Source organism: Streptomyces antioxidans (genome assembly GCF_000968685.2).
Classification (GTDB): Bacteria; Actinomycetota; Actinomycetes; order Streptomycetales; family Streptomycetaceae; genus Streptomyces; species Streptomyces antioxidans.
Map to the genome: position 1 here is coordinate 20728 of NZ_LAKD02000102.1, position 21446 is coordinate 42173.

Here is a 21446-nt window from a genome sequence, read left to right on the forward strand (position 1 = left end):
CCCTGGGCCGGGACGGGTCACTTCGCCGTCCGTGCCACGCGCACCGCTCGCACCAGCCGTATGTACCGGTCCCAGTCCCAGTGACGGCCGGGGTCGGTGTGATCGGTGCCCGGCACCTCCACATGGCCGACGATGTGCTCGCGGTCCCGGGGGATGCCGTACCGCTCGCAGATCGACGCGGTCAGCCGGGCCGAGGCGCGGTACATCGGGTCCGTGAAGGAGCGCGGCTCGCTCACGAACCCCTCGTGCTCGATGCCGACGCTGCGCTCGTTGTACGCGCGGTTGCCCGCGTGGAACGCCACGTCCAGCTCCCGGACCAGCTGCGCGATATGCCCGTCGCGGCGCACCACATAGTGCGCCGCGGCGCCGTGTTCGGGGTCACGGAAGACCCGCACCGCGTCGTCGTAGCCGCCCTGGACCACATGGATCACCACCCGGTCGATGACGTAGTCATCCGGGCGGTCCGCCCGCCGCCAGTTCGCGCCCGAGGCCGCGATCCACTCCGCGCCCGGCTGATCGACCACCCCCGCCTCACGGGGCTTGTCGACTCCGGGCAGCCGCCACCACATCCGGGCCAGCTCGTCCCGCGCGGCAAAGGCCGCGACGCCCGCGCCCAGACCGGCCGCCGAGCCGCCGATCAGGAGGGTGCGCCTGCTGATGCGGCGTCCACCGCCGGTCGTGGTCTCGCTCACGGAACGCTCAACGCGCGGGGGAGGGCATCGGGTTCCGGCCGCCGGGATCATGGCGAGAACCGATCGCTCCGGGTGGTGGCCCGCTGGCCGTCCGGTTAGATGAACGTTGAATTGTCACGGGGGCCCGTGCCGTCCAGTACCTCTCGGCGCCTCCCCGTACTTCCCGGTACCCCTCCGTACCGTGGGACCTGTCCGCCGGAATGTGTCCACCCGCTCGATGGGGACTCGACGAGGAGCTGACGGTATGCGCATCGGATTCGCCCTCCCCCAGTTCGGTCCGCTCGCCCACCACCCCGGGGACATCGCGCGGTTCGCGCGCCGGGCCGAGGAGCTCGGCGCCGACAGCCTGTGGGTCGGGGACCGGCTGCTCGCCCCGGTCGACCCGGTCGTCGGCTACGCGGGCACCGATGTGATCCCGCCCGAATTCCGCGCCGCGCTCGACCCCTTCACCGTGCTGGCCACCGCCGCCGCGGCCACCGAGCGGGTCGAGCTCGGCACCAATGTCATCAACGCCCCCTGGTACCCGCCCGCGCTGCTCGCCCGCTCCCTCACCACCATTGATCTGCTGAGCGCGGGGCGGCTGCTGGTCGGGCTCGGCACCGGCTGGTCGCCCGAGGAGTACGAGGCCGTGGACATCCCCATGGCCGAGCGCGGCCGCCGCCTCGACGAATGCCTGGACGCCCTGGACGCCTGGTGGACCCGTAACCCGGTCGAGTACCGCGGGGACCACTGGACCGTGCCCGCCTCCCACGTCGACCTCAAACCCGTCTCGCGCCCCCGCCCGCCCGTCTACCTCGGCGCCTTCGCGCCCACGGCCGTGCGCCGGGCGGCCCGGCGCGCCGACGGCTGGCTGCCCGTCGCGGTCGTCCCCGCCGCGCCCGGAGCGCCCGACCCCGTCGCGGCCCTCGCCGAGCGGCTGCCCGGGGTGCGGGAAGCGGTCGCGCGGGAGGGCCGGGACCCGGCGGCGTTCGACGCGATCCTGCGGGTCAACCCGAGCGCCGACGCCTCCGTGGACGACATCGTGACGACCCTGGTCCGGGCCGGGCGGGAGGCGGGCGTCCAGCACGCCTTCGTCGACCTGATGTACCTCGGCAAGGACGCGGACCAGGCCCTGGACCTCGTCCAGCGGGTGCTGGAGCGGGCGCGGGCGAGCTGAGCGGGGTCCACGGGGTACCCAGGACGCCGTCGCGTACGTAGCGACTATTCTGGTCGGGTTATGACTGACTTCCCCGGTGCGCCCACAGGTCCCCGCGACGGCCGCCGGCTGCGCGTCCTCGCTGCCATGTCCGGCGGAGTGGACTCCGCGGTCGCCGCCGCGCGGGCGGCCGAGGCGGGCCACGATGTGACCGGCGTCCATCTCGCGCTCTCCGCCAACCCGCGGTCGTTCCGCACCGGCGCCCGCGGCTGTTGCACCATCGAGGACTCGCGGGACGCCCGGCGGGCCGCCGATGTGATCGGGATCCCCTTCTACGTGTGGGACCTCGCCGAGCGCTTCCGCGAGGACGTGGTCGAGGACTTCATCGCCGAGTACGAGGCGGGCCGCACCCCCAATCCTTGCCTGCGCTGCAACGAGAAGATCAAGTTCGCCGCGCTGCTGGACAAGGCGCTCGCCCTCGGCTTCGACGCCGTCTGCACCGGGCACTACGCCACGGTCGTGGAGCGCGCGGACGGCTCGCGCGAGCTGCACCGCGCCAGCGACATGGCCAAGGACCAGTCGTATGTCCTCGGTGTGCTCGACGAGCGCCAGCTCGCCCACGCGATGTTTCCGCTCGGCGACACCCTGACCACCAAGGACGAGATCCGCGCGGAGGCGGAGCGGCGGGGCCTGGCCGTGGCCAAGAAGCCCGACAGCCATGACATCTGCTTCATCGCCGACGGCGACACCCAGGGCTTCCTGGCCCGGCACCTCGGTAGCTCCGAGGGCGACATCGTCGACGAGGACGGGCGCCGGCTGGGCACCCACGAGGGCGCGCACGGCTTCACCATCGGCCAGCGCAAGGGGCTGCGCATCGGCCATCCGGCGCCCGACGGCAAGCCGCGCTACGTCCTGGACATCTCCCCGGTGAACAACACGGTCACGGTCGGTCCCGCCGAGGCCCTGGACATCGCCGCCCTGACCGCCATCAAGCCGCGCTGGTGCGGGGCCCCTCCGGTGGGCCCGGGCACGTACACCGCGCAGCTGCGCGCACATGGCGGCGAAACCGAGGTGATGGCCGAGCGGATCGGGGAAACCGAGCTGCGGGTGACCTTCGCCGAGCCGGTGCGGGGCGTGGCGCCGGGACAGGCGATCGTGCTCTACGACGGCGCCCGGGTGGTCGGCTCCGCGACCATCGCCGCGACCGAGCGGGCCCGGGCGGTCGCCTCGTAGACCTTCGGGTCTCCGGAAGAATATCCGCTTTTGGCGAGAAAGAAGCTGAAAGTCGGGATTGAGTGGTTGAACTCCGTTTGGCGCGTTCAATTTTTCTGAAATTAACGTGCGTCCGGCCATTCCAGTGGCATGCGTCACGTGAATCTGGGAATGCGCCCGGCGGACACGGGTGCCGTGGTCCGCTGTCTCAGCACCGGAGGTTCCGTTATTTCTGCGCAACCTGTACAGAAATTTGGCGACAATCCAGTTGATGTCAGGGACACTGATCACTACACAGAGGAGTACGTACCCAGCTTCGTCGAAAAGTGGGACTCGCTGATCGACTGGGATCGGAGGGCGGAGAGCGAGGGCACATTCTTCATCGACCTGCTGCGGGAGCGCGGCGTCAAGAAGATCCTCGACGTGGCCACCGGAACCGGGTTCCATTCGGTCCGGCTGCTCGAGGCCGGATTCGAGACCGTGAGCGCCGACGGCAGCGCCGAGATGCTCGCCCAGGCGTTCTCCAACGGCCTCAAGCACGGTGACCACATCCTCCGCGTCGTCCAGGCCGACTGGCGCTGGCTCAACCGCGACGCGCACGGCCAGTACGACGCCATCGTCTGTCTCGGGAACTCCTTCACCCATCTGTTCTCCGAGCGCGACCGGCGCAAGGCGCTCGCGGAGTTCTACGCCATGCTCAAGCACGACGGAATCCTGGTCCTGGACCAGCGCAACTACGACGCGATCCTCGATCGCGGCTTCAGCAGCAAGCATGTGTACTACTACTGCGGAGAAGACGTCGCCGTCGAGCCGGAGTACGTGGACGAGGGGCTGGTGCGCATGCGCTACAGCTTCCCCGACGAGTCCGTCTACCACCTCAACATGTTTCCGCTGCGCAAGGACTACACGCGCAGGCTGATGGAGGAGGTCGGCTTCCAGCGGATCGAGACCTACGGCGACTTCCAGCACACCTACCGGGAGGAGCGGCCCGACTTCTTCATCCACGTCGCGGAGAAGGAATACCGCACGACGGATGAGCCGGCCGAGCAGGCCGGTCCGGCCACGGCGAACGGGGAGTATTCGGGAGCCGTGGGCACCGCCCGCGACTACTACAACTCCGCGGACGCCGACGCCTTCTACTGGAGCGTCTGGGGCGGCGAGGACATCCACATCGGCATCTACGACCGGCCCGACGAGCCGATCGCCGAGGCCAGCAGGCGCACCGTGGCACGGATGGCCGGGCAGCTGGACCTGACGGAGTCCTCCGTCGTCCTCGACCTCGGGGCGGGCTTCGGCGGCTCGGCGCGCTATCTGGCCGAGACGTACGGCTGCCGCGTCATGGCGCTCAACCTCAGCGAGGTGGAGAACGAGCGGCATCGCGCGCTCAACGCCGAGCGCGGGCTGACCGATGTCATCGAGGTGATGGACGGCTCCTTCGAGTCCATCCCGCTGCCGGACAACAGCGTGGACGTCGTCTGGTCCCAGGACGCGTTCCTGCACAGCGGCAACCGCGCCCGCCCCCTGGCGGAGGCGGCCCGTGTGCTGCGCCCCGGCGGCCACCTCATCTTCACCGACCCCATGGCGGCCGACGGCTGCCCCGCCGAAACCCTCCGTCCCATCCTGGACCGGATCCATCTGGAGACCATGGGGTCGCCCGAGTTCTACCGCCATGAACTGGCGCGGCTCGGCTTCATCGAGGTCGGCGGCGGCTTCCAGGAGCACCGCGAGCAGCTGATCACCCACTACGCCCGGGTCCTGGAGGAAACCCGGCGCCAGGAGGCGAACGGCCTGACGGAACAGGTCAGCGCCGACTACCTCACCCATATGAAGAAGGGGCTGAGCAACTGGGTCGAGGGCGGCAGAAACCGCCATGTGACCTGGGGCATCTTCCACTTCACCCGCTGATCCCCGACGCCTGACCCCGTGAGGTGGCCGGTGGCGGCCCCAACACCCGCCACCGGCCACCGGCACGCGCGGGCCATGTGGGGTGCGCGGGTTACCCGGCCGACTTGTGGCGTGCTGCGGGGGTGGTTGGGGGCTTTCTCGCGTGGTATTGGGGCGTGGAGGATCGGCGTATGCGGATTCTGATCGTGACTGCCGGTTCGCGCGGGGACGTCGCCCCGTACACGGGTCTGGGGCGGCGGCTGCAGGAGGCCGGTCACGAGGTGGCCGTGGCCGCGCATCCGCCCTTCGCCGGGCTCATCGACGGGTGCGGACTGGACCACCGGCCGCTGTCGGGCGATCCACGGGAGTTGATCCGCGCCAGGGCGCGGGCCGCCTCGTGGGAGGAGGCGCGCGCGGTGATGGCGGCGTTCCTGGACCGGCTCGCCGACGGAGTGGCGGCGGCGGTGGCGGACGGGGCCGACCTGGTGCTCACCGCGTTCGGCCCGGCGGCGCTCAGCCGGGCGGCGGGCGAGGCGTCCGGCATCCCCGTCATCGGCACCTTTCTCGCACCGGCCTGTGCCACGCGCGAGTTCCCGCTGGCCGGTGCCACGGACGCCGAGGACCTGGGGCCCGACGGCAATCTGGCGGCGGGGCAGCGGCTGTTGGCGGATGCCGGAGCGCTCCAGGCGGACGCCGTGGCCGGGCTGCGCACCCGGCTCGGGCTGCCGCCCGCCGCCTCGCGGACGACGGGGGCCGACGTCCGGCCGGTCTTCCACGGCTTCAGCCCGCTGGTCGTACCGCGGCCGGCCGACTGGCCGTCCGGGGTCGAGGTGGCGGGCTACTGGTGGCCCGCCCGCCCGCACGGCTGGCGGCCCCCGGCCGAGCTGGCCGACTTCCTCACGTCCGGCCCGCCGCCGGTGTTCATCGGGTTCGGCAGCATGGCGCCGGGCGAGGGGGAGCGGCTGGGCGAGCTGGTGACCGCGGCGGTGGCCCGGGCGCGGGTGCGCGCGGTGGTCCAGGCGGGGTGGGCCGGGCTGACCGCGGCCGGGGACGACGTCCTGGCGGTCGGCGACCTCCCGCACGACTGGCTGTTCCCCCGTACGGCCGCCGTCGTCCACCACGCCGGGGCGGGCACCACCGCGGCCGGACTGCGCGCGGGGGTCCCCGCGGTGCCGGTGCCCGCCATGGCCGACCAGCCGTTCTGGGCGACGCGCCTCCACCGACTCGGCGTAGCCCCCGGGCCGCTGCCCCTCGCCGACCTCACCGCCGAATCCCTCGCCACGGCGATCACGACCTGCCTGACCGAGCCAGCCCTCCGCCGCCGGGCGGCCGAGCTCGCCGATGCCATCGCCGGGGAGGACGGCGCCGCGGCTGTGCTCGCCCACATCGGCGCGGTGCGCTAGGGCGGCGGTGCGCGAGGGCTGAGGCCGGGTGCGGCGCCCGCGGGGCGAATCCGCGGCGCGGACGGCCGTGACAGGACCCGTCGGCGGTGGTTGTGCCCCGTCCGGCCCGGCCGGGGCGGCCGCCGTACGCTGGGGCCGCTCGCTACGAAAGGCCCTTCCGTGTTGGAGTTGCGTCAGCTGAACTACTTCCTCGCGGTGGCCGAGGACCTGAACGTCACCGCGGCCGCCCGCCGTCTGCGGATGGCGCAGCCCGCGCTGAGCCAGGCGGTGCACAAGATGGAGCGGCAGCTCGGCACCCCGCTGTTCGACCGGGTGGGCGGCAGGCTCCGCCTGACCGCCGCCGGACGGCTGCTGTTCCCCGAGGCGCGGGCGCTGATCGAGCGCGCCCGGGAGATCACCGAGCTGACGTCGCGGGTCGGCGGCCCGCAGCGGACCGTGCTGCGGATCGGCGCCATCGCCTCCGCCGTCTCCGGGCTGCTGCCCGATGTGCTGCCGGGCTTCCTGGACGACCATCCGTGGGTCCTGCCCCGCGTCTACGAGATGGCACAGCGCGACCAGGTGGAGGCGGTGCGCGCCGGGGACATCGACGTCGGTGTCTGCCGGATGGAACGGGCCGGGGACGGCGAGGTGGGCCTCAGCCGGCTCGGTGACGAGCCGCTGCGCTGTGCGGTGCCGGCGGGCCACCCCCTGGCCGCGGCGGAGGCGGTCCCGCTCGCGGCGCTCGCCGACGAGAACCTGGTCGGCTTCCCCCGGGCCATGGCGCCGGTGGCCTACGACACGATCGTCCACGCGTGCGTGCGCGCGGGCTTCTCGCCGCGCTTCAGCCAGGAGGCCAGGAACGACCAGGCCATCCTCGGGGTGGTGGCCTGCGGGGTGGCCCTGGCGCTGGTCCCCGACATGACGACCCGGATCAGCGTCGAGGGGGTGGTCTATGTGCCGATCGCCGATCCGGACGCGGTGACGTCCCTGTCGGCGATCGTGCGGGCCGGCGACCCGGCGGAGGCGGGGCTGCGCTTCAGGGAAGCCCTCATCGCCGCCCGGCCGCCCGCGCCGGGCCCGGTCCCGCCCGGGGGCGGGACCGCGGTCACCTGGGGATGAACCGCGAGGGGGCAAAGGCCCCGATGTCGTAGCCGGTGCCCCTCTCCAGCGCCAGGTCGGCGGCGATGCGGCCGAAGACCGGGGCCATCTTGAAGCCGTGCCCCGAGAATCCCGCCAGCAGTACGGCGCGGTCCGTGCCCGGCAGTCCGCCCACCATCGCGGTGCGGTCGGAGGTGTAGGCGTCCAGATAGACCGAGTACCGGATCGGGTCGGGGTGCAGCCCGGGGAGGAAGCGCCGCACCGCCTCGGTGACCGGCCACAGCCGGGACTCGTCGAAGTCCCTGGTGAACGCGGTGGGACCGGCGATGTCCCCCCAGGCGTCGGCGAACCCGGTCTTGACCGACATCCCGTCCACCATCGGCACCCCGAACAGATGCACCCCGTCCGTGTCCCGGATGAAGGCGGGGAACCGCTCGGGTGCGTAACGCCCCGCGTCGCCGGGGGCGAACCAGGTCAGCACCAGAGGACGCACCGTGAGGTGGCCGTCCAGCGGCGGCACCAGCGACGCGGACCACGGACCGGCCGCGAGAACCACGGTCCGCACCGCGTACTCGGTCCCGCCCGCGCCTATCCGCACCCGGTCGTCCTCGAAGCGCACGGAATCCACCCTGGTGCGTTCCAGGAGCCGCGCCCCGTGGCGGCGGGCCTGCTGGTTCGCCGCCAGCACGGCGAGTTCCGGCCGCAGCACGGCGCCCTGGACGTCCAGGATGCCGATCTCACCGTCGGCGGCCCGGTGCTGGGGGAACCGCGCGGCGAGCTCGTCGGGGGCCAGGTACTCATGGTCCAGACCGTGCTCCTCGACCGACGCCCGGACGTTGCGCATGGGCGGGATGTCCGGCAGCCCGATGGAGAGGCAGCCGGTGGGCAGGAGGAGCGGCAGTCCGGACAGCTCCGCGAGCTCGCGCCACAGCTCGCGGGCGCCGCGCAGCAGCGGTACGTAGGCGGAGCCCTCGTGGTAGGCCATGCGGAACAGCCGGGACTCACCGCCCGACGCGCCCCGGTCGTGCGCCAGCCCGTACTGCTCGAACCCGATGACGGAGGCTCCGGCCCGCGCCAGCTGCCAGGCCGCCATGGAGCCCATGGCTCCCAGCCCGATGACCGCCGTGTCCGCGTCCACGGTCACTGCTCACTTCCCTTCCGTAGTGGACGTCTCCGCAGCGGACGTCGTGGGCACCGCCGCGCGCCGCTCCTGGGCCCCCGGTGGATCCTGTGCCGACTTCCGGGTCCGGCGGCCCAGCAGGGTCGGCAGGGAGAGCGCGATCAGCCCGGCCACCGTCCAGCCCGCGCCCAGCGCCCAGGCGGCGCCCGCCGTGACGATGACGGGCGCGAAGGTCACGCTCGCCGTCTCGATCGGCGCGAGCGGCAGATAGGCCAGACCGAATTCCTCGAGCGTCCGGCTCTCCAGCTTGGGGTCGGTCATCCGGAGCAGGGCGATGCCCGTCGCGACGGCCCCGGTGGCCCAGCCCCAGGTGAACACGGCCTTCTCGAACCAGTCCTGGCGGAACGTCGCCGGGGCCACCACCAGGAACAGCACCAGACAGATCGCCAGCCCGAGCGCGAAGAGCAGCAGCAGGGGCAGCCAGTAGTCCCCGACCACGTTCGGCACGATGGAGGCGATCCCGCACACGATGAGGACGTCGGTGGCGCCGCCGGAAAGGCTCTTGAGCGTGGTGGAGTCGACATAGCCCCATGCGGGTGTGCGGCCGACCAGCGTGCGGACGAGCAGCCCCACGACGAAGGCGAGCGCGAACACCGGCACCGTGATGGACGGGAACAGGCCGGTGACCCACTCCGAGAGCCCGTACGCGGCGGCGGCCACCGCGCTCACCACGCACACCTGGAGGGCGAACGGCTCTATCGACGCGGGAGAGGTGGTCGCGGTGCCGGTCGGCGCCCGCTCGGCCGGGTCCTTCAGCAGCCCCGAACGCAACTCCTCGGGCAGGTCGGCGAAGCGCCCGACCCTTCTGCAGTGACCGCGCCTGGCACCCCAGTTGTTGATGATGACGCCCCCGACGATGCCGACGAGCGTGCCCACCGTGGCGGAGGTGAAGCCGAGTGAACTCGCCTCCTGCCAGCCGGAGTCCTGAAAGGTCGTGCCGATCGCCGCGGCGGACCCGAACCCACCGGCCCAGCCGCCGAACAGCAGTACCCCGAAACCGGCGGGAGTGCCCCAGACCGGACCGAGCACCAGGAGGGCGAAGAGCACGCCGAGGCCGACCTGGATGACGTACATGCCGATGGAGTAGAGGGAGAAGGCCCCGGTCGCACTCCCGAAATTCCGGATTCCCGCACCGTCGGTCATGGCGAGACAGGCGAAGACGACGACGATGAGCACCGCGGAATAGGTCTCCAGCTGGTCCGAGAAGGGCAGCAGATCAAGTGCGTTGGGGCCGAGCAGCAGTCCCAGGAATCCGGCCAGCACACTGGCGGGAAGCATGAGCCGCTGAACGATGCGCAGGTGGGCGCGGGCGAGCGCGCCCACGACGAGGAGCACGGCGATGAGTCCCGCGTCGCTGAGCAATGACCATGGGGTGTACTCCATCGACCCTCCCGGGATGGCTGGCGGGGATGCGAGGGTTTCTATCAGCGGTATCGCTCGTGCAAACCGGACGGGGCGATACGAAAGCCGGGACGGTGCCATACGCACTGCGTATGCGCCGAGTTCATGGCGGGAATGTGATCTCGGCGAAACATATAAATGTACAGTGACGCGCATGAATGTCTGCGTCTTCTGCTCCGCCGCCGATCTCGACGACCGTTACACCGCGCCCGCCCGTGAGTTCGCCGAGCTGATCGGCAAGGGCGGCCACACACTGGTCTGGGGCGGGTCCGACGTCGGGCTGATGAAGGTGATGGCGGACGGGGTGCAGGAGCACGGCGGACGGCTGGTCGGCATCTCGGTGGAGTTCCTCGCCGCCAAGGCCCGGGGGAGCGCCGACGAGATGGTGATCGCCAAGGACCTCGCCGAGCGCAAGGCACAGCTGCTCGCCCGCGCCGACGCCGTCGTGATCATGGTCGGCGGCACCGGGACGCTGGACGAGGCCACCGAGATCCTGGAGCTGAAGAAGCACGGGCTGCACATCAAGCCGGTGGTGCTGCTGAACGCGGCGGGGTTCTACGACGGGCTGAAGCAGCAGTTCCAGCGGATGGAGCAGGAGGGGTTCCTGCCCCGGCCGCTGAGCGAGCTGGTCTTCTTCGCGGAGAACGGGGTGGAGGCCATGACGTACCTGGAGTCCGTCTGAGCCGTGGTCCCTTACCGGGCCCGTTACAGGATGGCAGCGCTCAGCGGGAAGGCCGCGCGGGTTTCTGGCATGGGATCGCGCCAAGCCGGGACAGCCGTCGGGGGCGCGTCCCCTGGTGAGGCAAGCTGGGGGCATGGGAACGCATCTGATCACTGGGGCAGGCTCGGGCATCGGCGCGGCGGTCACCGAGCGGCTGGCCGAGCGCGGCGACGAGCTGTGGCTGCTCGCGCGGGACGCCGGGCGGGCGAAGGAGTTGGCCGAGCGGTTCCCGGGGGTGCGGACGGTCGTCGGTGATCTGGCCGACCCAGAGCGGCTGTCCTGGGCGCTGGGCCACCAGACGCTGCCCGACCGGCTGGACTCGCTACTGCACATCGCCGGAGTGGTCGACCTGGGTGAGGTCGGGGAGCTGACCCCGAAGGCGTGGAACCGCCAGCTCGCCGCCAACCTCGTGGCACCCGCCGAGCTGACCCGGTTGCTGCTGCCGCAGCTGCGGCTGGCCCAGGGGCACGTCATCTTCGTCAACTCCGGCGCCGGGCTGCGCGCCAACGCCCAGTGGGCCGCGTACGCAGCGAGCAAGCACGGCCTCAAGGCGCTGGCCGACGCGCTGCGCTGGGAGGAGAGCGGCAACGGCGTCCGGGTGACCACGGTCTACCCGGGGCGCACGGCCACCCCGATGCAGGTGAAGGTGCACCAGCAGGAGGGCAAGGACTACGACGCGGAGCGCTGGATGGCGCCCGGGACCGTGGCGACGACCATCCTGACCGCGCTCGACCTGCCGCGCGACGCGGAGATCACCGACCTCCAGGTCCGCCCCCGCGGCTGAGCTGCCTCGGCGGCGGAGTTCGGCCGCGGTTCGGGAGGCGCCCTGCAGGGGCGCGGGGCTGTGTCGATGTGCGGCTCCGCCGCGCGGGCGCGACCAGCCACAATGGTGCCGCAGACGACCGACGGCACAACAACGCTTTCAGCGGAGCGCTTACGTGAGCGAGAAGACCACCACCCACCCATGGCCCCCCGGAGCCGCGACCGGCGTCGGATCGATGCCGGGCGCCGACGCGCGGGAGGCCGCGAAGACCGTCACCGGCTCGCTGGAGGCCCTGCCGTACCTTCCTGAGCTGCCCGCGCGCGGGCCCGGCGCGGACATGATCGGACGCACCGCGGGAATGCTGGCCGAGCTGTACGCGCATGTCGAGCCCAGCGGCTGGCGGATCAGCGACCGGCCGGGCCGGGACACCCGGCGGGCCCGCTCCTGGCTGGGCGAGGACCTGGACGCGCTGGAGGAGTTCACCCAGGGGCACCAGGGCGCGCTCAAGGTGTCGGCCGTGGGGCCCTGGACCCTGGCCGCCTCCCTCGAACTGCGCGGCGGCGAGGCCGCGCTCAGCGACCCGGGCGCCTGCCGTGACCTCACGGCCTCGCTCGCCGAGGGCGTGCGCGCCCAGCTGGCTCAGGTGCGCCGCCGGGTGCCGGGCGCGGAGGTGGTGCTCCAGCTCGATGAGCCGTCGCTGACGTCGGTGCTGCGCGGGAGCGTCCGTACGGCGAGCGGCTACCGCACCCACGCCGCCGTGGACCGGGGCGTGGCCGAGGGCGCGCTGCGGACGCTGGTGGAGGCGGCGGACGGGCCGGTGGTGGTGCACTCATGCGCTCCGGGCGTGCCGTTCGGGCTGCTGCGGCGCGCGGGCGTCGCGGGGGTCTCCTTCGATCTGTCGCTGCTCACGGAGGGTGAGGAGGAGGCGGTCGGGGAGGCCGTGGAAGGGGGTACGGCGCTCTTCGTCGGCGCGGTACCCGGCACCGACACCCCGTTGTCGGACCCTCCCGGTAGCGTCGGGGGTGTCAGGACGCTGTGGCGCAGGCTGGGGCTGGCACCGGCGACTCTCGCGGAGTCGGTGGTGGTCACCCCGTCGTGCGGGCTCGCGGGCGCCTCGCCCGGGTACGCCCGGGCCGCGCTGGCCCACTGTGTCCGGGCGGCGAGATCGCTCGCGGACAACCCTGAGTAACGGGAGGACGACACGGTGGCCGGCGAACAGCAGTCGAAGGTCCCCGCCGAGGTGCGGGAGAGGCACGCCAGGCTCGCTGAGCAGATCGAGGAGCACCGCTTCCGGTACTACGTGAAGGATGCGCCGGTCGTCAGTGACGCCGAGTTCGACAGGCTCATGCGCGAGCTTGAGGCGCTGGAGGATGAGCACCCCACGCTCCGCACGCCGGACTCGCCGACCCAGAAGGTCGCGGGGGCGTACGAGACGGAGTTCACCGAGGTCGAGCACCGCGAGCGGATGCTCAGCCTGGACAACGCCTTTGACGACGAGGAGCTGGCCAGCTGGGCGGACCGCATCGCCAAGGAGCTGAGCGGTGGTGCGTACCACTTCCTGTGCGAGCTGAAGGTGGACGGCCTCGCGGTCAACCTCACCTATGAGCACGGTCGGCTGACCCGCGCCGCCACCCGTGGCGACGGCCGCACCGGTGAGGACATCACGCCCAATGTGCGGACGATCGCCAAGATCCCCAACCGGCTCGAGGGCGAGCGCATCCCGGCGCTGGTGGAGGTGCGCGGCGAAGTCTTCCTGCCCCGCGAGCGGTTCGAGGAGCTGAACCGGCGGCTGGTGGAGGCGGGCAAGCCGCCCTTCGCCAACCCCCGGAACGCGGCGGCGGGTTCGCTGCGCCAGAAGGACCCGAAGATCACCGCGTCCCGGCCGCTGGACATGGTGGTGCACGGCATCGGGGCGCGCGAGGGCTTCGACATCGACCGGCTGTCGCAGGCGTACGAGCTGCTGCACGAGTGGGGGCTCCCCACCGCCGCCCACTTCTCGGTGGTGGACTCGATCGAGGGCGTGCGCGAGTACATCGCGTACTACGGCGACGGCGAGCACCGGCACTCGGTGGAGCACGAGATCGACGGCGCGGTCGTCAAGCTGGACGAGATCCCGCTCCAGGGACGGCTGGGCTCCACCTCGCGGGCGCCGCGCTGGGCGATCGCCTGGAAGTTCGCGCCCGAGGAGGTCAACACCAAGCTGGTGGACATCCGGGTGGGCGTGGGGCGCACGGGGCGGGTGACGCCTTATGCGGTGGTCGAGCCGATCACCGTCGCGGGCTCGGAGGTCGAATTCGCGACACTGCACAACCAGGATGTGGTCAAGGCCAAAGGCGTGCTGATCGGTGACACCGTGGTGCTTCGAAAAGCGGGCGACGTCATTCCGGAAATCTTGGGCCCGGTCGTCGATCTGCGGGACGGCAGCGAGCGGGAATTCGTGATGCCGGACGCCTGCCCCGAGTGCGGTACACCGCTGCAGCCCGCCAAGGAGGGCGATGTCGATCTGCGGTGTCCCAACGGCCGGTCCTGCCCGGCGCAGCTGCGCGAGCGGATTTTCTATCTCGCCGGGCGGAAATCCCTGGACATCGAGAACCTCGGCTATGTCGCCGCCGCCGCCCTCACCCAGCCGCTGGAACCCGCCGAACCGCCGCTGAAGGACGAGGGCGATCTGTTCGACCTGAAGATCGAACAATTGCTGCCCATTCGGTCGTATGTACTGGACCCGGACAGCGGACTGCCCAAGCGTGATCCGGAGACCGGTGAGGAGAAGGTCGTCACCTTCTTCGCCACCCAGAAGGGCGAGGCGAAGAAGAACGCCCTGGCGATGCTGGCCAATATCGAGGCGGCCAAGGAGCGTCCGCTGGCCCGGATCATCACCGGCCTTTCGATCCGTCATGTCGGCCCCGTGGCCGCCACCGCGCTGGCCCGGGAATTCCGCTCGCTGGACCGGATCGCCGAGGCGGATGAGGGGGAGCTGGCGGCCGTGGAGGGGGTCGGACCCACCATCGCCGCCTCGCTCAAGGAGTGGTTCACGGTCGACTGGCACCGCGAGATCGTCGAGAAATGGCGGCGCGCCGGGGTCCGGCTGGAGGAGGAGGGCGGCGAGGACGAGGGCCCCCGTCCGCTGGCGGGCCTCACCGTCGTCGTCACCGGAACGCTGCAGTCGTACACCCGGGATGGGGCCAAAGAGGCGCTGCAGAGTCATGGTGCCAAAGTCACCGGATCGGTTTCGAAAAAGACCGATTTCGTGGTAGTCGGCGACAATCCGGGCTCGAAGTATGACAAGGCGATGCAGGTGAAGGTTCCCGTGCTGGATGAGGACGGATTTGGCGTCCTGCTCGAACGGGGTCCTGATGCGGCGAGAGAGGTCGCGCTGACGCCCCCGGAAGAGCCTGCGGAAGAGCCCGCGGAAGACGGCGGGGAAGAGTCCGGGGAAGAGTCCGCGGAGTAGCACGGATGGCCGGTGGAACGGGGGTTGGAGCAGTCGCTGGAGTGGCCCCTGAAGTAGCCGCTCCACCCATCCGGCGCAGCGCTCCGGCCATCTTGTCCGCTCAATGGGTTCAAACCTGGCCGGATTACGACTGGGAGCACTTCCCGGGTACAGCCGGAGGGCATCACCCTTACAGCGCATAGCAGAAGGCCATGGATCGTCGGGCGGCATTCGGGGAACCGTCGCCGATCGCCGCCCGTCTTTCCCTTCTGCCGCCTACTGTTGAGGTGTGCGCCCGCCGTGGCGCTGGCACCGCCGGCTGTGAGAGGGACGGGTATGAAACCGACCGAAAGCGCCGCCCCGGCGTCGCGGCTGCCCCGGGCCGTGCTGCCCGTGCTGCCCGCGCTGCCGGCCGCTGCGGTCGCCATGGCGGCTTTCGCACTCGGTATCGGAGTGTTCCGAGTGCTCGACGCGGGCAATGCGCTCTTTCCCGATGGAACCGTGGGCTGGTCGCTCGCCGTGCTCACCGGAATCATCGTCGGTCATCTGGTCGCCCTCGGCCGTGACCGGTGGTGGGGCGGCACCGGCTCCGGGGCCGCGTTAACCCTGGCGGCGCTGCTGCTCTACGGCTGGATTCCGGCCGTGCTGGTCAGCCTCGCCGTGGTCGTCCTGGTCGGCGCCGCCCGCCGGCACCGATGGCGGCAGGCCGCCCTGCACGGCGCGGTCGACATCCTCGGGGTCGGCGCGGCCGCCCTCACCCTCGCCGCCTTCGGCACCATCCCCTCCGTCGAACACCCCTGGCGCACCGACACCTGGCAGGTGTCCGCCATCCCCCAGACGGCGCTGGCCGCCTTGGTCTATCTCGCGGTGACCCGCGCCCTGCTGTGGTGCTCCCTCGCCCCGCCCGGCGCCGGACTGCCCACCGTCGCCCGCACCGCCCTCGTCCGGCAGGCCCTCGTCGGCATCGCGCTCCTCGGCATCGCCCCCCTCATCGTGGTCGTCGCCGGGGACACCCCGCTGCTGCTCCCGCTGTTCGCGGTGCCGCTGGTCGCCCTGGACTCCACGCTGTGGATCGCCCGGGTCCGCGCCGAGGAGCAGCTGCGCGATCCGCTCACCGGGCTGCCCAACCGCCAGTGGCTGTTGGAGCGCACCTGGACCGCGCTGGACGAGTCCGAGCGGGCCGGCACCCGGAGCGCGCTGGTGCTGCTGGACCTCGACCGCTTCCGCTCGGTCAACGACACCCTGGGCCATCTGGCCGGTGACCGGCTGCTGCTCCAGATCGCCGAGCGGCTGCGGCTCGCCCTGCCGCGCGGGGCCGAGGTGGCCAGGCTCGGCGGCGATGAGTTCGCGGTGCTGCTGCCCACCACCGACTCGCTCACCAGCGCCCAGCGCAGCGCCCGCGTCCTCGTCGGCGACCTCGGCTCCCCGCTCGACCTGGACGGGCTGACCCTGGTGCTCGAGGCCAGCGCGGGCGTCGCCGTCTACCCCGACCACGCCCTGGACGCCGAGGGGCTGCTGCGCCGCGCCGACGTCGCGATGTACCAGGCCAAGCGGGACCGCAGCGGAGTCGAGCTGTACGAGGCGCGCCGGGACGGCAACACCCCCGACCGGCTCGGTCTGCTCGGCGATCTGCGGCGCGCCCTGGACGCGGGCGACGTCGAGCTGCACTACCAGCCCAAGGTCGGCTTCGACGGGCATGTGGCGGGCCTGGAGGCCCTGGTGCGCTGGGTGCACCCGGACCGGGGGAGGGTGCCGCCGGACGAGTTCATCTCCATGGCCGAGAGCTCCGGGCTGATGCCCCGGCTGACCGAGTACGTCCTGGAGACGGCACTGGGCCAGGTCGCGCGGTGGCGCGCCGACGGCCTCGAGGTGCCCGTCGCGGTCAATGTCTCGCCGCGCGATGTCCACACCCCCGGCTTCGCGGGCGCGGTCGCCGGGCGGCTGGCCCGGCACGGGGTCCCGGCGGGCGCCCTGCAGCTGGAGATAACCGAGCACGTCCTGCTGGAGGACCCGCAGCGGGCCGCGGACACCCTGGCCGGGCTCACCGGCCACGGGGTGAAGATGTCGCTCGACGACTTCGGCACGGGCTATTCGTCGCTGGTCCACCTGCGGCGGCTGCCGGTGAGCGAGCTCAAGATCGACCGTTCCTTCGTGGCGCGGCTCGCGGTGGACAACGAGGACGCGGAGATCGTCCGCTGTACGGTCGACCTCGCCCACTCGCTGGGCCTGCTGGTGGTGGCGGAGGGCGTCGAGGACGACGAGACCTGGGAGCGGCTGCGGGACCTGGGCTGTGACGCGGTCCAGGGCTGGCTGGTGGCCGCGGCGATGCCGCCGGACGAGATGACGGCGTGGCTGCGGGCCCGGGGCGAGGGGGGCTGGCACCGCGAGACGGCGGAGCCGTCGAGCGAAGACGCTTCCGCGGACGAGGACGCGGACCAGCCGGTGACCTGAGGGCGCTGCCCCCTGCGTTTCGTTGCTCGGTGCGGGCCGGTGGGTGGCGTTGTGCCCACCCGTTCCTCCCCCAGCTACCGCTGGGGGTGCCCCCGGCGGAACGATTGCCCACTGGGCGCACCCAATGCCTTTCGCGCGCTGTGTGCGGGGAGCCATAGGATTGGGGCCGAAACACTCCACACACACCCAGAGGATCGCTGCATGCCTGGCATCACGCGCGAGGAGGTCGCCCACCTCGCCCGGCTGGCGCGTCTGGAGCTGAAGGCCGAAGAGCTCGACCACTTCGCCGGACAGCTCGACGACATCATCGGCGCGGTCGCCCGCGTCTCCGAGGTCGCCGACCAAGACGTTCCGCCGACCTCTCACCCGCTGCCGCTGACCAATGTCATGCGCCCGGACGAGGTCCGTCCGTCCCTGCCCCCGCAGCAGGCGCTGGCCTGCGCCCCGGCCCAGGAGCAGCAGCGTTTCAAGGTGCCGCAGATCCTGGGGGAGGAGTGACCACCGTGACCGACCTGACCAGGCTCACCGCGGCCGAGATCGCCGCCAGGATCGCCTCCGGCGAGGTCACCGCCGTCGAGGTGACCGAGGCCCACCTGGCCCGTATCGAGGCCGTCGACGAGAAGGTGCACGCCTTCCTGCACGTGGACCGCGAGGGGGCGCTCGCCCAGGCGCGCGCCGTCGACGCCAAGCGGGAGCGCGGCGAGGAGCTGGGCCCGCTGGCCGGTGTTCCGCTCGCGCTCAAGGACATCTTCACCACCAAGGGGATCCCGACCACGGTCGGTTCCAAGATCCTCGACGGGTGGATCCCGCCGTACGACGCGACGGTCACCCAGCGGCTGCGGGACGCGGACGTGATCGTCCTCGGCAAGACCAACATGGACGAGTTCGCCATGGGGTCCTCGACCGAGAACAGCGCCTTCGGCCCCACCCGCAACCCCTGGGACCTCACCCGGGTCCCCGGCGGCTCCGGCGGTGGCTCGTCCGCCTCGCTGGCCTCCTTCCAGTCCCCGCTCGCCATCGGCACCGACACCGGCGGCTCGATCCGCCAGCCCGCCGCCGTCACCGGCACGGTCGGGGTCAAGCCGACGTACGGCGGGGTCTCCCGCTACGGCATGGTGGCGTTCTCGTCCTCGCTCGACCAGGGCGGACCCTGCGCCCGCACCGTGCTGGACGCGGCGCTGCTGCACGAGGTCATCGCCGGGCACGACCCGATGGACTCGACCTCCATCGACGAGCCGGTTCCCGCCGTCGTCGAGGCCGCCCGCAGCGGAAGCGTGCGGGGCATGCGGATCGGCGTCGTCAAGGAGTTCGCTGGCGAGGGCTACCAGGCCGGTGTCATGCAGCGCTTCAACGAGTCGGTGGAGCTGCTGCGGGAGCTGGGCGCCGAGATCGAGGAGATCTCCTGTCCGTCCTTCGACAAGGCGCTGGCCGCGTACTACCTGATCGCGCCGTCCGAGTGCTCGTCCAACCTGGCCCGCTTCGACGCCATGCGGTACGGCCTGCGGGTGGGCGACGACGGCAGCCACTCCGCCGAGGACGTCACCGCGCTCACCCGCGCGGAGGGCTTCGGCGCCGAGGTCAAGCGCCGGATCATGCTGGGCACCTACGCGCTCAGCTCCGGCTACTACGACGCGTACTACGGCTCCGCGCAGAAGGTCCGTACGCTGATCAAGCGCGACTTCGAGAAGGCGTTCGAGCGGGTCGACGTGCTGGTCTCGCCGACCACCCCGACCACCGCCTTCCCGATCGGCGAGCGCGCCGACGACCCGATGGCGATGTATCTGGCCGACCTCTGCACGATTCCCACCAACCTCGCGGGGAACGCGGCCATGTCACTGCCCTGCGGTCTGGCGCCGGAGGACGGTCTGCCGGTCGGACTGCAGATCATCGCCCCCGCCATGGCCGACGACCGGCTTTACAAGGTCGGTGCCGCGGTCGAGGCCGCGCTCATCGACCGTTGGGGCCACCCGCTCATCGAGGAGGCACCGTCACTATGAGTGCGATCAAGAAGGCGAAGGGCTTCAAGAAGTCCAGGCCCGGCACCTACCTGTCCATCGCGACCTCGCTGTTCGGCGCGGTGGGGGTGGCGAAGCAGGCCAAGAAGGCCCGATTCGAGAACGACAGGCTGCAACTGGCCGACGCGGTGGTCTCGGCCGCCGCCATCGTCACCGGCGTCGCCCTGCTCATCCGCGAGCTCAAGCGCATGGGCGACGACGACGTCCTCGCGGACTGAGAGGTTAGTTTTCCGTGACCGTCACTGAACTGGTGTCGTACGAGGACGCCCTCGCCACCTACGACCCCGTGATGGGGCTCGAGGTGCATGTCGAGCTCGGCACCAAGACCAAGATGTTCTGCGGCTGCTCCACGGCGCTGGGCGCCGAGCCCAACACGCAGACCTGCCCCACCTGTCTCGGCCTGCCCGGCTCGCTCCCGGTGGTCAACGCGACCGGCGTCGAGTCCGCCATCAAGATCGGGCTCGCGCTCCACTGTGAGATCGCCGAATGGTGCCGCTTCGCCCGGAAGAACTACTTCTATCCGGACATGCCGAAGAACTTCCAGACGTCGCAGTACGACGAGCCGATCGCCTTCAACGGCTATCTGGACGTCGACGTCGACGGTGAGGTCTTCCGCGTCGAGATCGAGCGCGCCCATATGGAGGAGGACACCGGCAAGTCCACCCATGTGGGTGGCGCGACCGGCCGCATCCACGGCGCCCAGCACTCCCTCCTGGACTACAACCGGGCCGGGATCCCGCTGATCGAGATCGTCACCAAGCCGATCGTCGGCGCCGGGGAGAAGGCCCCGGAGGTCGCCAAGGCGTATGTGACCGAGCTGCGCGAGCTCATCAAGTCGCTCGGGGTCTCCGAGGCGCGCATGGAGATGGGCCAGATGCGCTGCGATGTGAACCTGTCGCTGCGTCCGCAGGGCGCCGACAAGTTCGGCACCCGCTCCGAGACCAAGAACGTCAACTCGCTGCGGTCGGTCGAGCGCGCGGTCCGCTTCGAGATCCAGCGCCACGCCGCGGTGCTGGACGACGGCGGCACGATCGTCCAGGAGACCCGCCACTTCCACGAGGAGGACGGCTCCACGACCTCCGGCCGGGTCAAGGAGGAGGCCGAGGACTACCGCTACTTCCCCGAGCCCGACCTGGTGCCGGTCGCCCCCGCCCGGGCGTGGGTGGAGGAGCTGCGCGGCGGGCTTCCGGAGCTGCCGCGGGTGCGCCGCAACCGGCTCCGCGAGGAGTGGGGCCTGTCCCGGCACGAGATGCAGTCGGTGCTCAACGCGGGCGCGATCGACCTGATCACGGCCACGATGGACGAGGGCGCCCCGGCCGACCAGGCCCGTAAGTGGTGGATGGGCGAGCTGGCCCGCCGTGCCAACGAGGACGGTGTGGAGCTCGCCGCGCTGCCGATCACCCCGGCACAGGTGGCCCGGGTGTGCGTGCTGGTCAAGGAGGGTTCGCTCAACGACAAGCTGGCCCGCCAGACCATCGAGGGCGTCCTCGCGGGCGAGGGCGGCCCGGACGAGGTCGTCGCCCAGCGCGGGCTGAAGGTCGTCTCGGACGAGGGTGCGCTGGGCACCGCCGTGGACGAGGCGATCGCGGCCAACGCGGCCATCGCCGACAAGATCCGCGGCGGCAAGGTCGCGGCGGCGGGCGCGCTGGTCGGCGCGGTCATGAAGGCCACGCGCGGCCAGGCGGACGCGGCGCGGGTGCGCGAGCTGATCCTGGAGAAGCTGGGCGTCGAGGGCTGAGCGGCCCGGGATTCGTCCCTGTGTGACGGTGGCGGGGCGCGCGAGGGCGCGCCCCGCCACCGTCGTCTGCGCTTCCGCGCTCCTACGCGGTGCCCGGCGGCTCGTTCCCCTCCCCGTCCCTTCCCGCTACCAGGGGCTCCGCCCCTGGACCCCGACGGGCGCGGCTCGACCGCCGTGCACATCCGCACGGGCGGGCTGATCGGTCGGCACGCCGACGCGGCGGATGCCCGCCGCACCTCCGGGGTGCCAGGCCACGGGGTCTGGGGCGGAGCCCCAGTTGTGGGAAGGGGCGGGGAGGGGAAAGCATCGATATGCGGCTCCGCCACGCGGCCCGCCGCAGGCGC

At 71.7% G+C, this 21446-nt stretch carries 17 protein-coding genes; 14 read left to right on the forward strand and 3 right to left on the reverse strand.

From position 1 onward, the window contains the following. Positions 1-17 precede the first annotated feature (17 nt). Positions 18-692, reverse strand: a complete 675-nt coding sequence (locus tag VT50_RS30330; protein ID WP_046090277.1) for an N-acetylmuramoyl-L-alanine amidase — start codon at positions 690-692, stop codon at positions 18-20. A 244-nt stretch (positions 693-936) separates the two neighbouring features. Here VT50_RS30330 and VT50_RS30335 point away from each other — a divergent pair, with 244 nt between their 5' ends. The 5 genes from VT50_RS30335 to VT50_RS30355 all read left to right on the forward strand — a co-directional run bounded on the left by VT50_RS30335 (position 937) and on the right by VT50_RS30355 (position 7424). Next, positions 937-1848: a TIGR03619 family F420-dependent LLM class oxidoreductase gene (locus tag VT50_RS30335; protein ID WP_046090278.1), complete on the forward strand. Its 912-nt coding sequence runs from the start codon at positions 937-939 to the stop codon at positions 1846-1848. Positions 1849-1908: 60 nt separating this feature from the next. Next, positions 1909-3060 (forward strand): tRNA 2-thiouridine(34) synthase MnmA, encoded by a 1152-nt coding sequence (mnmA, locus tag VT50_RS30340; protein WP_075200559.1) that lies wholly within the window; start codon positions 1909-1911, stop codon positions 3058-3060. Between the two features lie 129 nt (positions 3061-3189). Beyond that, positions 3190-4944 (forward strand): glycine/sarcosine N-methyltransferase, encoded by a 1755-nt coding sequence (locus tag VT50_RS30345; protein WP_078840998.1) that lies wholly within the window; start codon positions 3190-3192, stop codon positions 4942-4944. A gap of 170 nt (positions 4945-5114) precedes the next feature. Then, positions 5115-6326, forward strand: a complete 1212-nt coding sequence (locus VT50_RS30350) for a glycosyltransferase (RefSeq protein WP_046090281.1) — start codon at positions 5115-5117, stop codon at positions 6324-6326. Positions 6327-6485: 159 nt separating this feature from the next. After that, positions 6486-7424 (forward strand): LysR family transcriptional regulator, encoded by a 939-nt coding sequence (locus tag VT50_RS30355; protein WP_143645300.1) that lies wholly within the window; start codon positions 6486-6488, stop codon positions 7422-7424. Here VT50_RS30355 and solA read toward each other — a convergent pair. Both solA and VT50_RS30365 read right to left on the reverse strand, forming a co-directional pair. After that, positions 7411-8547, reverse strand: a complete 1137-nt coding sequence (solA, locus tag VT50_RS30360; RefSeq protein ID WP_053048832.1) for an N-methyl-L-tryptophan oxidase — start codon at positions 8545-8547, stop codon at positions 7411-7413. The two genes, VT50_RS30355 and solA, sit on opposite strands and share 14 nt — an antisense overlap. Before the next feature lie 3 nt (positions 8548-8550). Beyond that, a complete protein-coding gene (locus VT50_RS30365) occupies positions 8551-9966 on the reverse strand; it encodes a sodium/glutamate symporter (protein WP_046090283.1) in 1416 nt (471 codons plus the stop codon). A 172-nt stretch (positions 9967-10138) separates the two neighbouring features. Here VT50_RS30365 and VT50_RS30370 point away from each other — a divergent pair, with 172 nt between their 5' ends. The 9 genes from VT50_RS30370 to gatB all read left to right on the forward strand — a co-directional run bounded on the left by VT50_RS30370 (position 10139) and on the right by gatB (position 21102). Further along, entirely contained in the window at positions 10139-10666 is a 528-nt protein-coding gene (locus VT50_RS30370; protein WP_046090284.1) for an LOG family protein, read from the forward strand. A gap of 133 nt (positions 10667-10799) precedes the next feature. After that, positions 10800-11489: an SDR family oxidoreductase gene (locus VT50_RS30375; protein ID WP_046090285.1), complete on the forward strand. Its 690-nt coding sequence runs from the start codon at positions 10800-10802 to the stop codon at positions 11487-11489. 154 nt (positions 11490-11643) lie between these two features. Next, on the forward strand, positions 11644-12657 hold the full coding sequence (locus VT50_RS30380; protein WP_075200560.1) for a methionine synthase: 1014 nt from the start codon (positions 11644-11646) through the stop codon (positions 12655-12657). Positions 12658-12672: 15 nt separating this feature from the next. Continuing rightward, entirely contained in the window at positions 12673-14919 is a 2247-nt protein-coding gene (gene ligA / locus VT50_RS30385; RefSeq protein WP_046090286.1) for an NAD-dependent DNA ligase LigA, read from the forward strand. Positions 14920-15234: 315 nt separating this feature from the next. Next, positions 15235-17349, forward strand: coding sequence for a putative bifunctional diguanylate cyclase/phosphodiesterase (locus tag VT50_RS30390; protein WP_046090287.1), 2115 nt, complete (start codon positions 15235-15237; stop codon positions 17347-17349). A gap of 201 nt (positions 17350-17550) precedes the next feature. Next, entirely contained in the window at positions 17551-17847 is a 297-nt protein-coding gene (gene gatC / locus VT50_RS30395; RefSeq protein ID WP_046090288.1) for an Asp-tRNA(Asn)/Glu-tRNA(Gln) amidotransferase subunit GatC, read from the forward strand. Positions 17848-17852: 5 nt separating this feature from the next. After that, positions 17853-19346, forward strand: coding sequence for an Asp-tRNA(Asn)/Glu-tRNA(Gln) amidotransferase subunit GatA (gene gatA, locus VT50_RS30400; protein ID WP_046090301.1), 1494 nt, complete (start codon positions 17853-17855; stop codon positions 19344-19346). Next, a complete protein-coding gene (locus VT50_RS30405; protein ID WP_046090289.1) occupies positions 19343-19582 on the forward strand; it encodes a hypothetical protein in 240 nt (79 codons plus the stop codon). Before gatA ends, VT50_RS30405 begins: the two co-directional genes overlap by 4 nt. Before the next feature lie 14 nt (positions 19583-19596). Then, on the forward strand, positions 19597-21102 hold the full coding sequence (gene gatB / locus VT50_RS30410; protein ID WP_046090290.1) for an Asp-tRNA(Asn)/Glu-tRNA(Gln) amidotransferase subunit GatB: 1506 nt from the start codon (positions 19597-19599) through the stop codon (positions 21100-21102). Positions 21103-21446: the final 344 nt, after the last annotated feature.

Excerpts from the sequence above, each read along its gene's own strand:
- VT50_RS30335 (WP_046090278.1), top strand. The coding sequence starts at position 937 with ATGCGCATCGGATTCGCCCTCCCCCAGTTCGGTCCGCTCGCCCACCAC.
- mnmA (WP_075200559.1), top strand. The coding sequence starts at position 1,909 with ATGACTGACTTCCCCGGTGCGCCCACAGGTCCCCGCGACGGCCGCCGG.
- VT50_RS30345 (WP_078840998.1), top strand. The coding sequence starts at position 3,190 with ATGCGTCACGTGAATCTGGGAATGCGCCCGGCGGACACGGGTGCCGTG.
- VT50_RS30350 (WP_046090281.1), top strand. The coding sequence starts at position 5,115 with ATGCGGATTCTGATCGTGACTGCCGGTTCGCGCGGGGACGTCGCCCCG.
- VT50_RS30365 (WP_046090283.1), bottom strand. The coding sequence starts at position 9,966 with ATGGAGTACACCCCATGGTCATTGCTCAGCGACGCGGGACTCATCGCC.
- VT50_RS30370 (WP_046090284.1), top strand. The coding sequence starts at position 10,139 with ATGAATGTCTGCGTCTTCTGCTCCGCCGCCGATCTCGACGACCGTTAC.
- VT50_RS30375 (WP_046090285.1), top strand. The coding sequence starts at position 10,800 with ATGGGAACGCATCTGATCACTGGGGCAGGCTCGGGCATCGGCGCGGCG.
- VT50_RS30390 (WP_046090287.1), top strand. The coding sequence starts at position 15,235 with ATGAAACCGACCGAAAGCGCCGCCCCGGCGTCGCGGCTGCCCCGGGCC.
- gatC (WP_046090288.1), top strand. The coding sequence starts at position 17,551 with ATGCCTGGCATCACGCGCGAGGAGGTCGCCCACCTCGCCCGGCTGGCG.
- VT50_RS30405 (WP_046090289.1), top strand. The coding sequence starts at position 19,343 with ATGAGTGCGATCAAGAAGGCGAAGGGCTTCAAGAAGTCCAGGCCCGGC.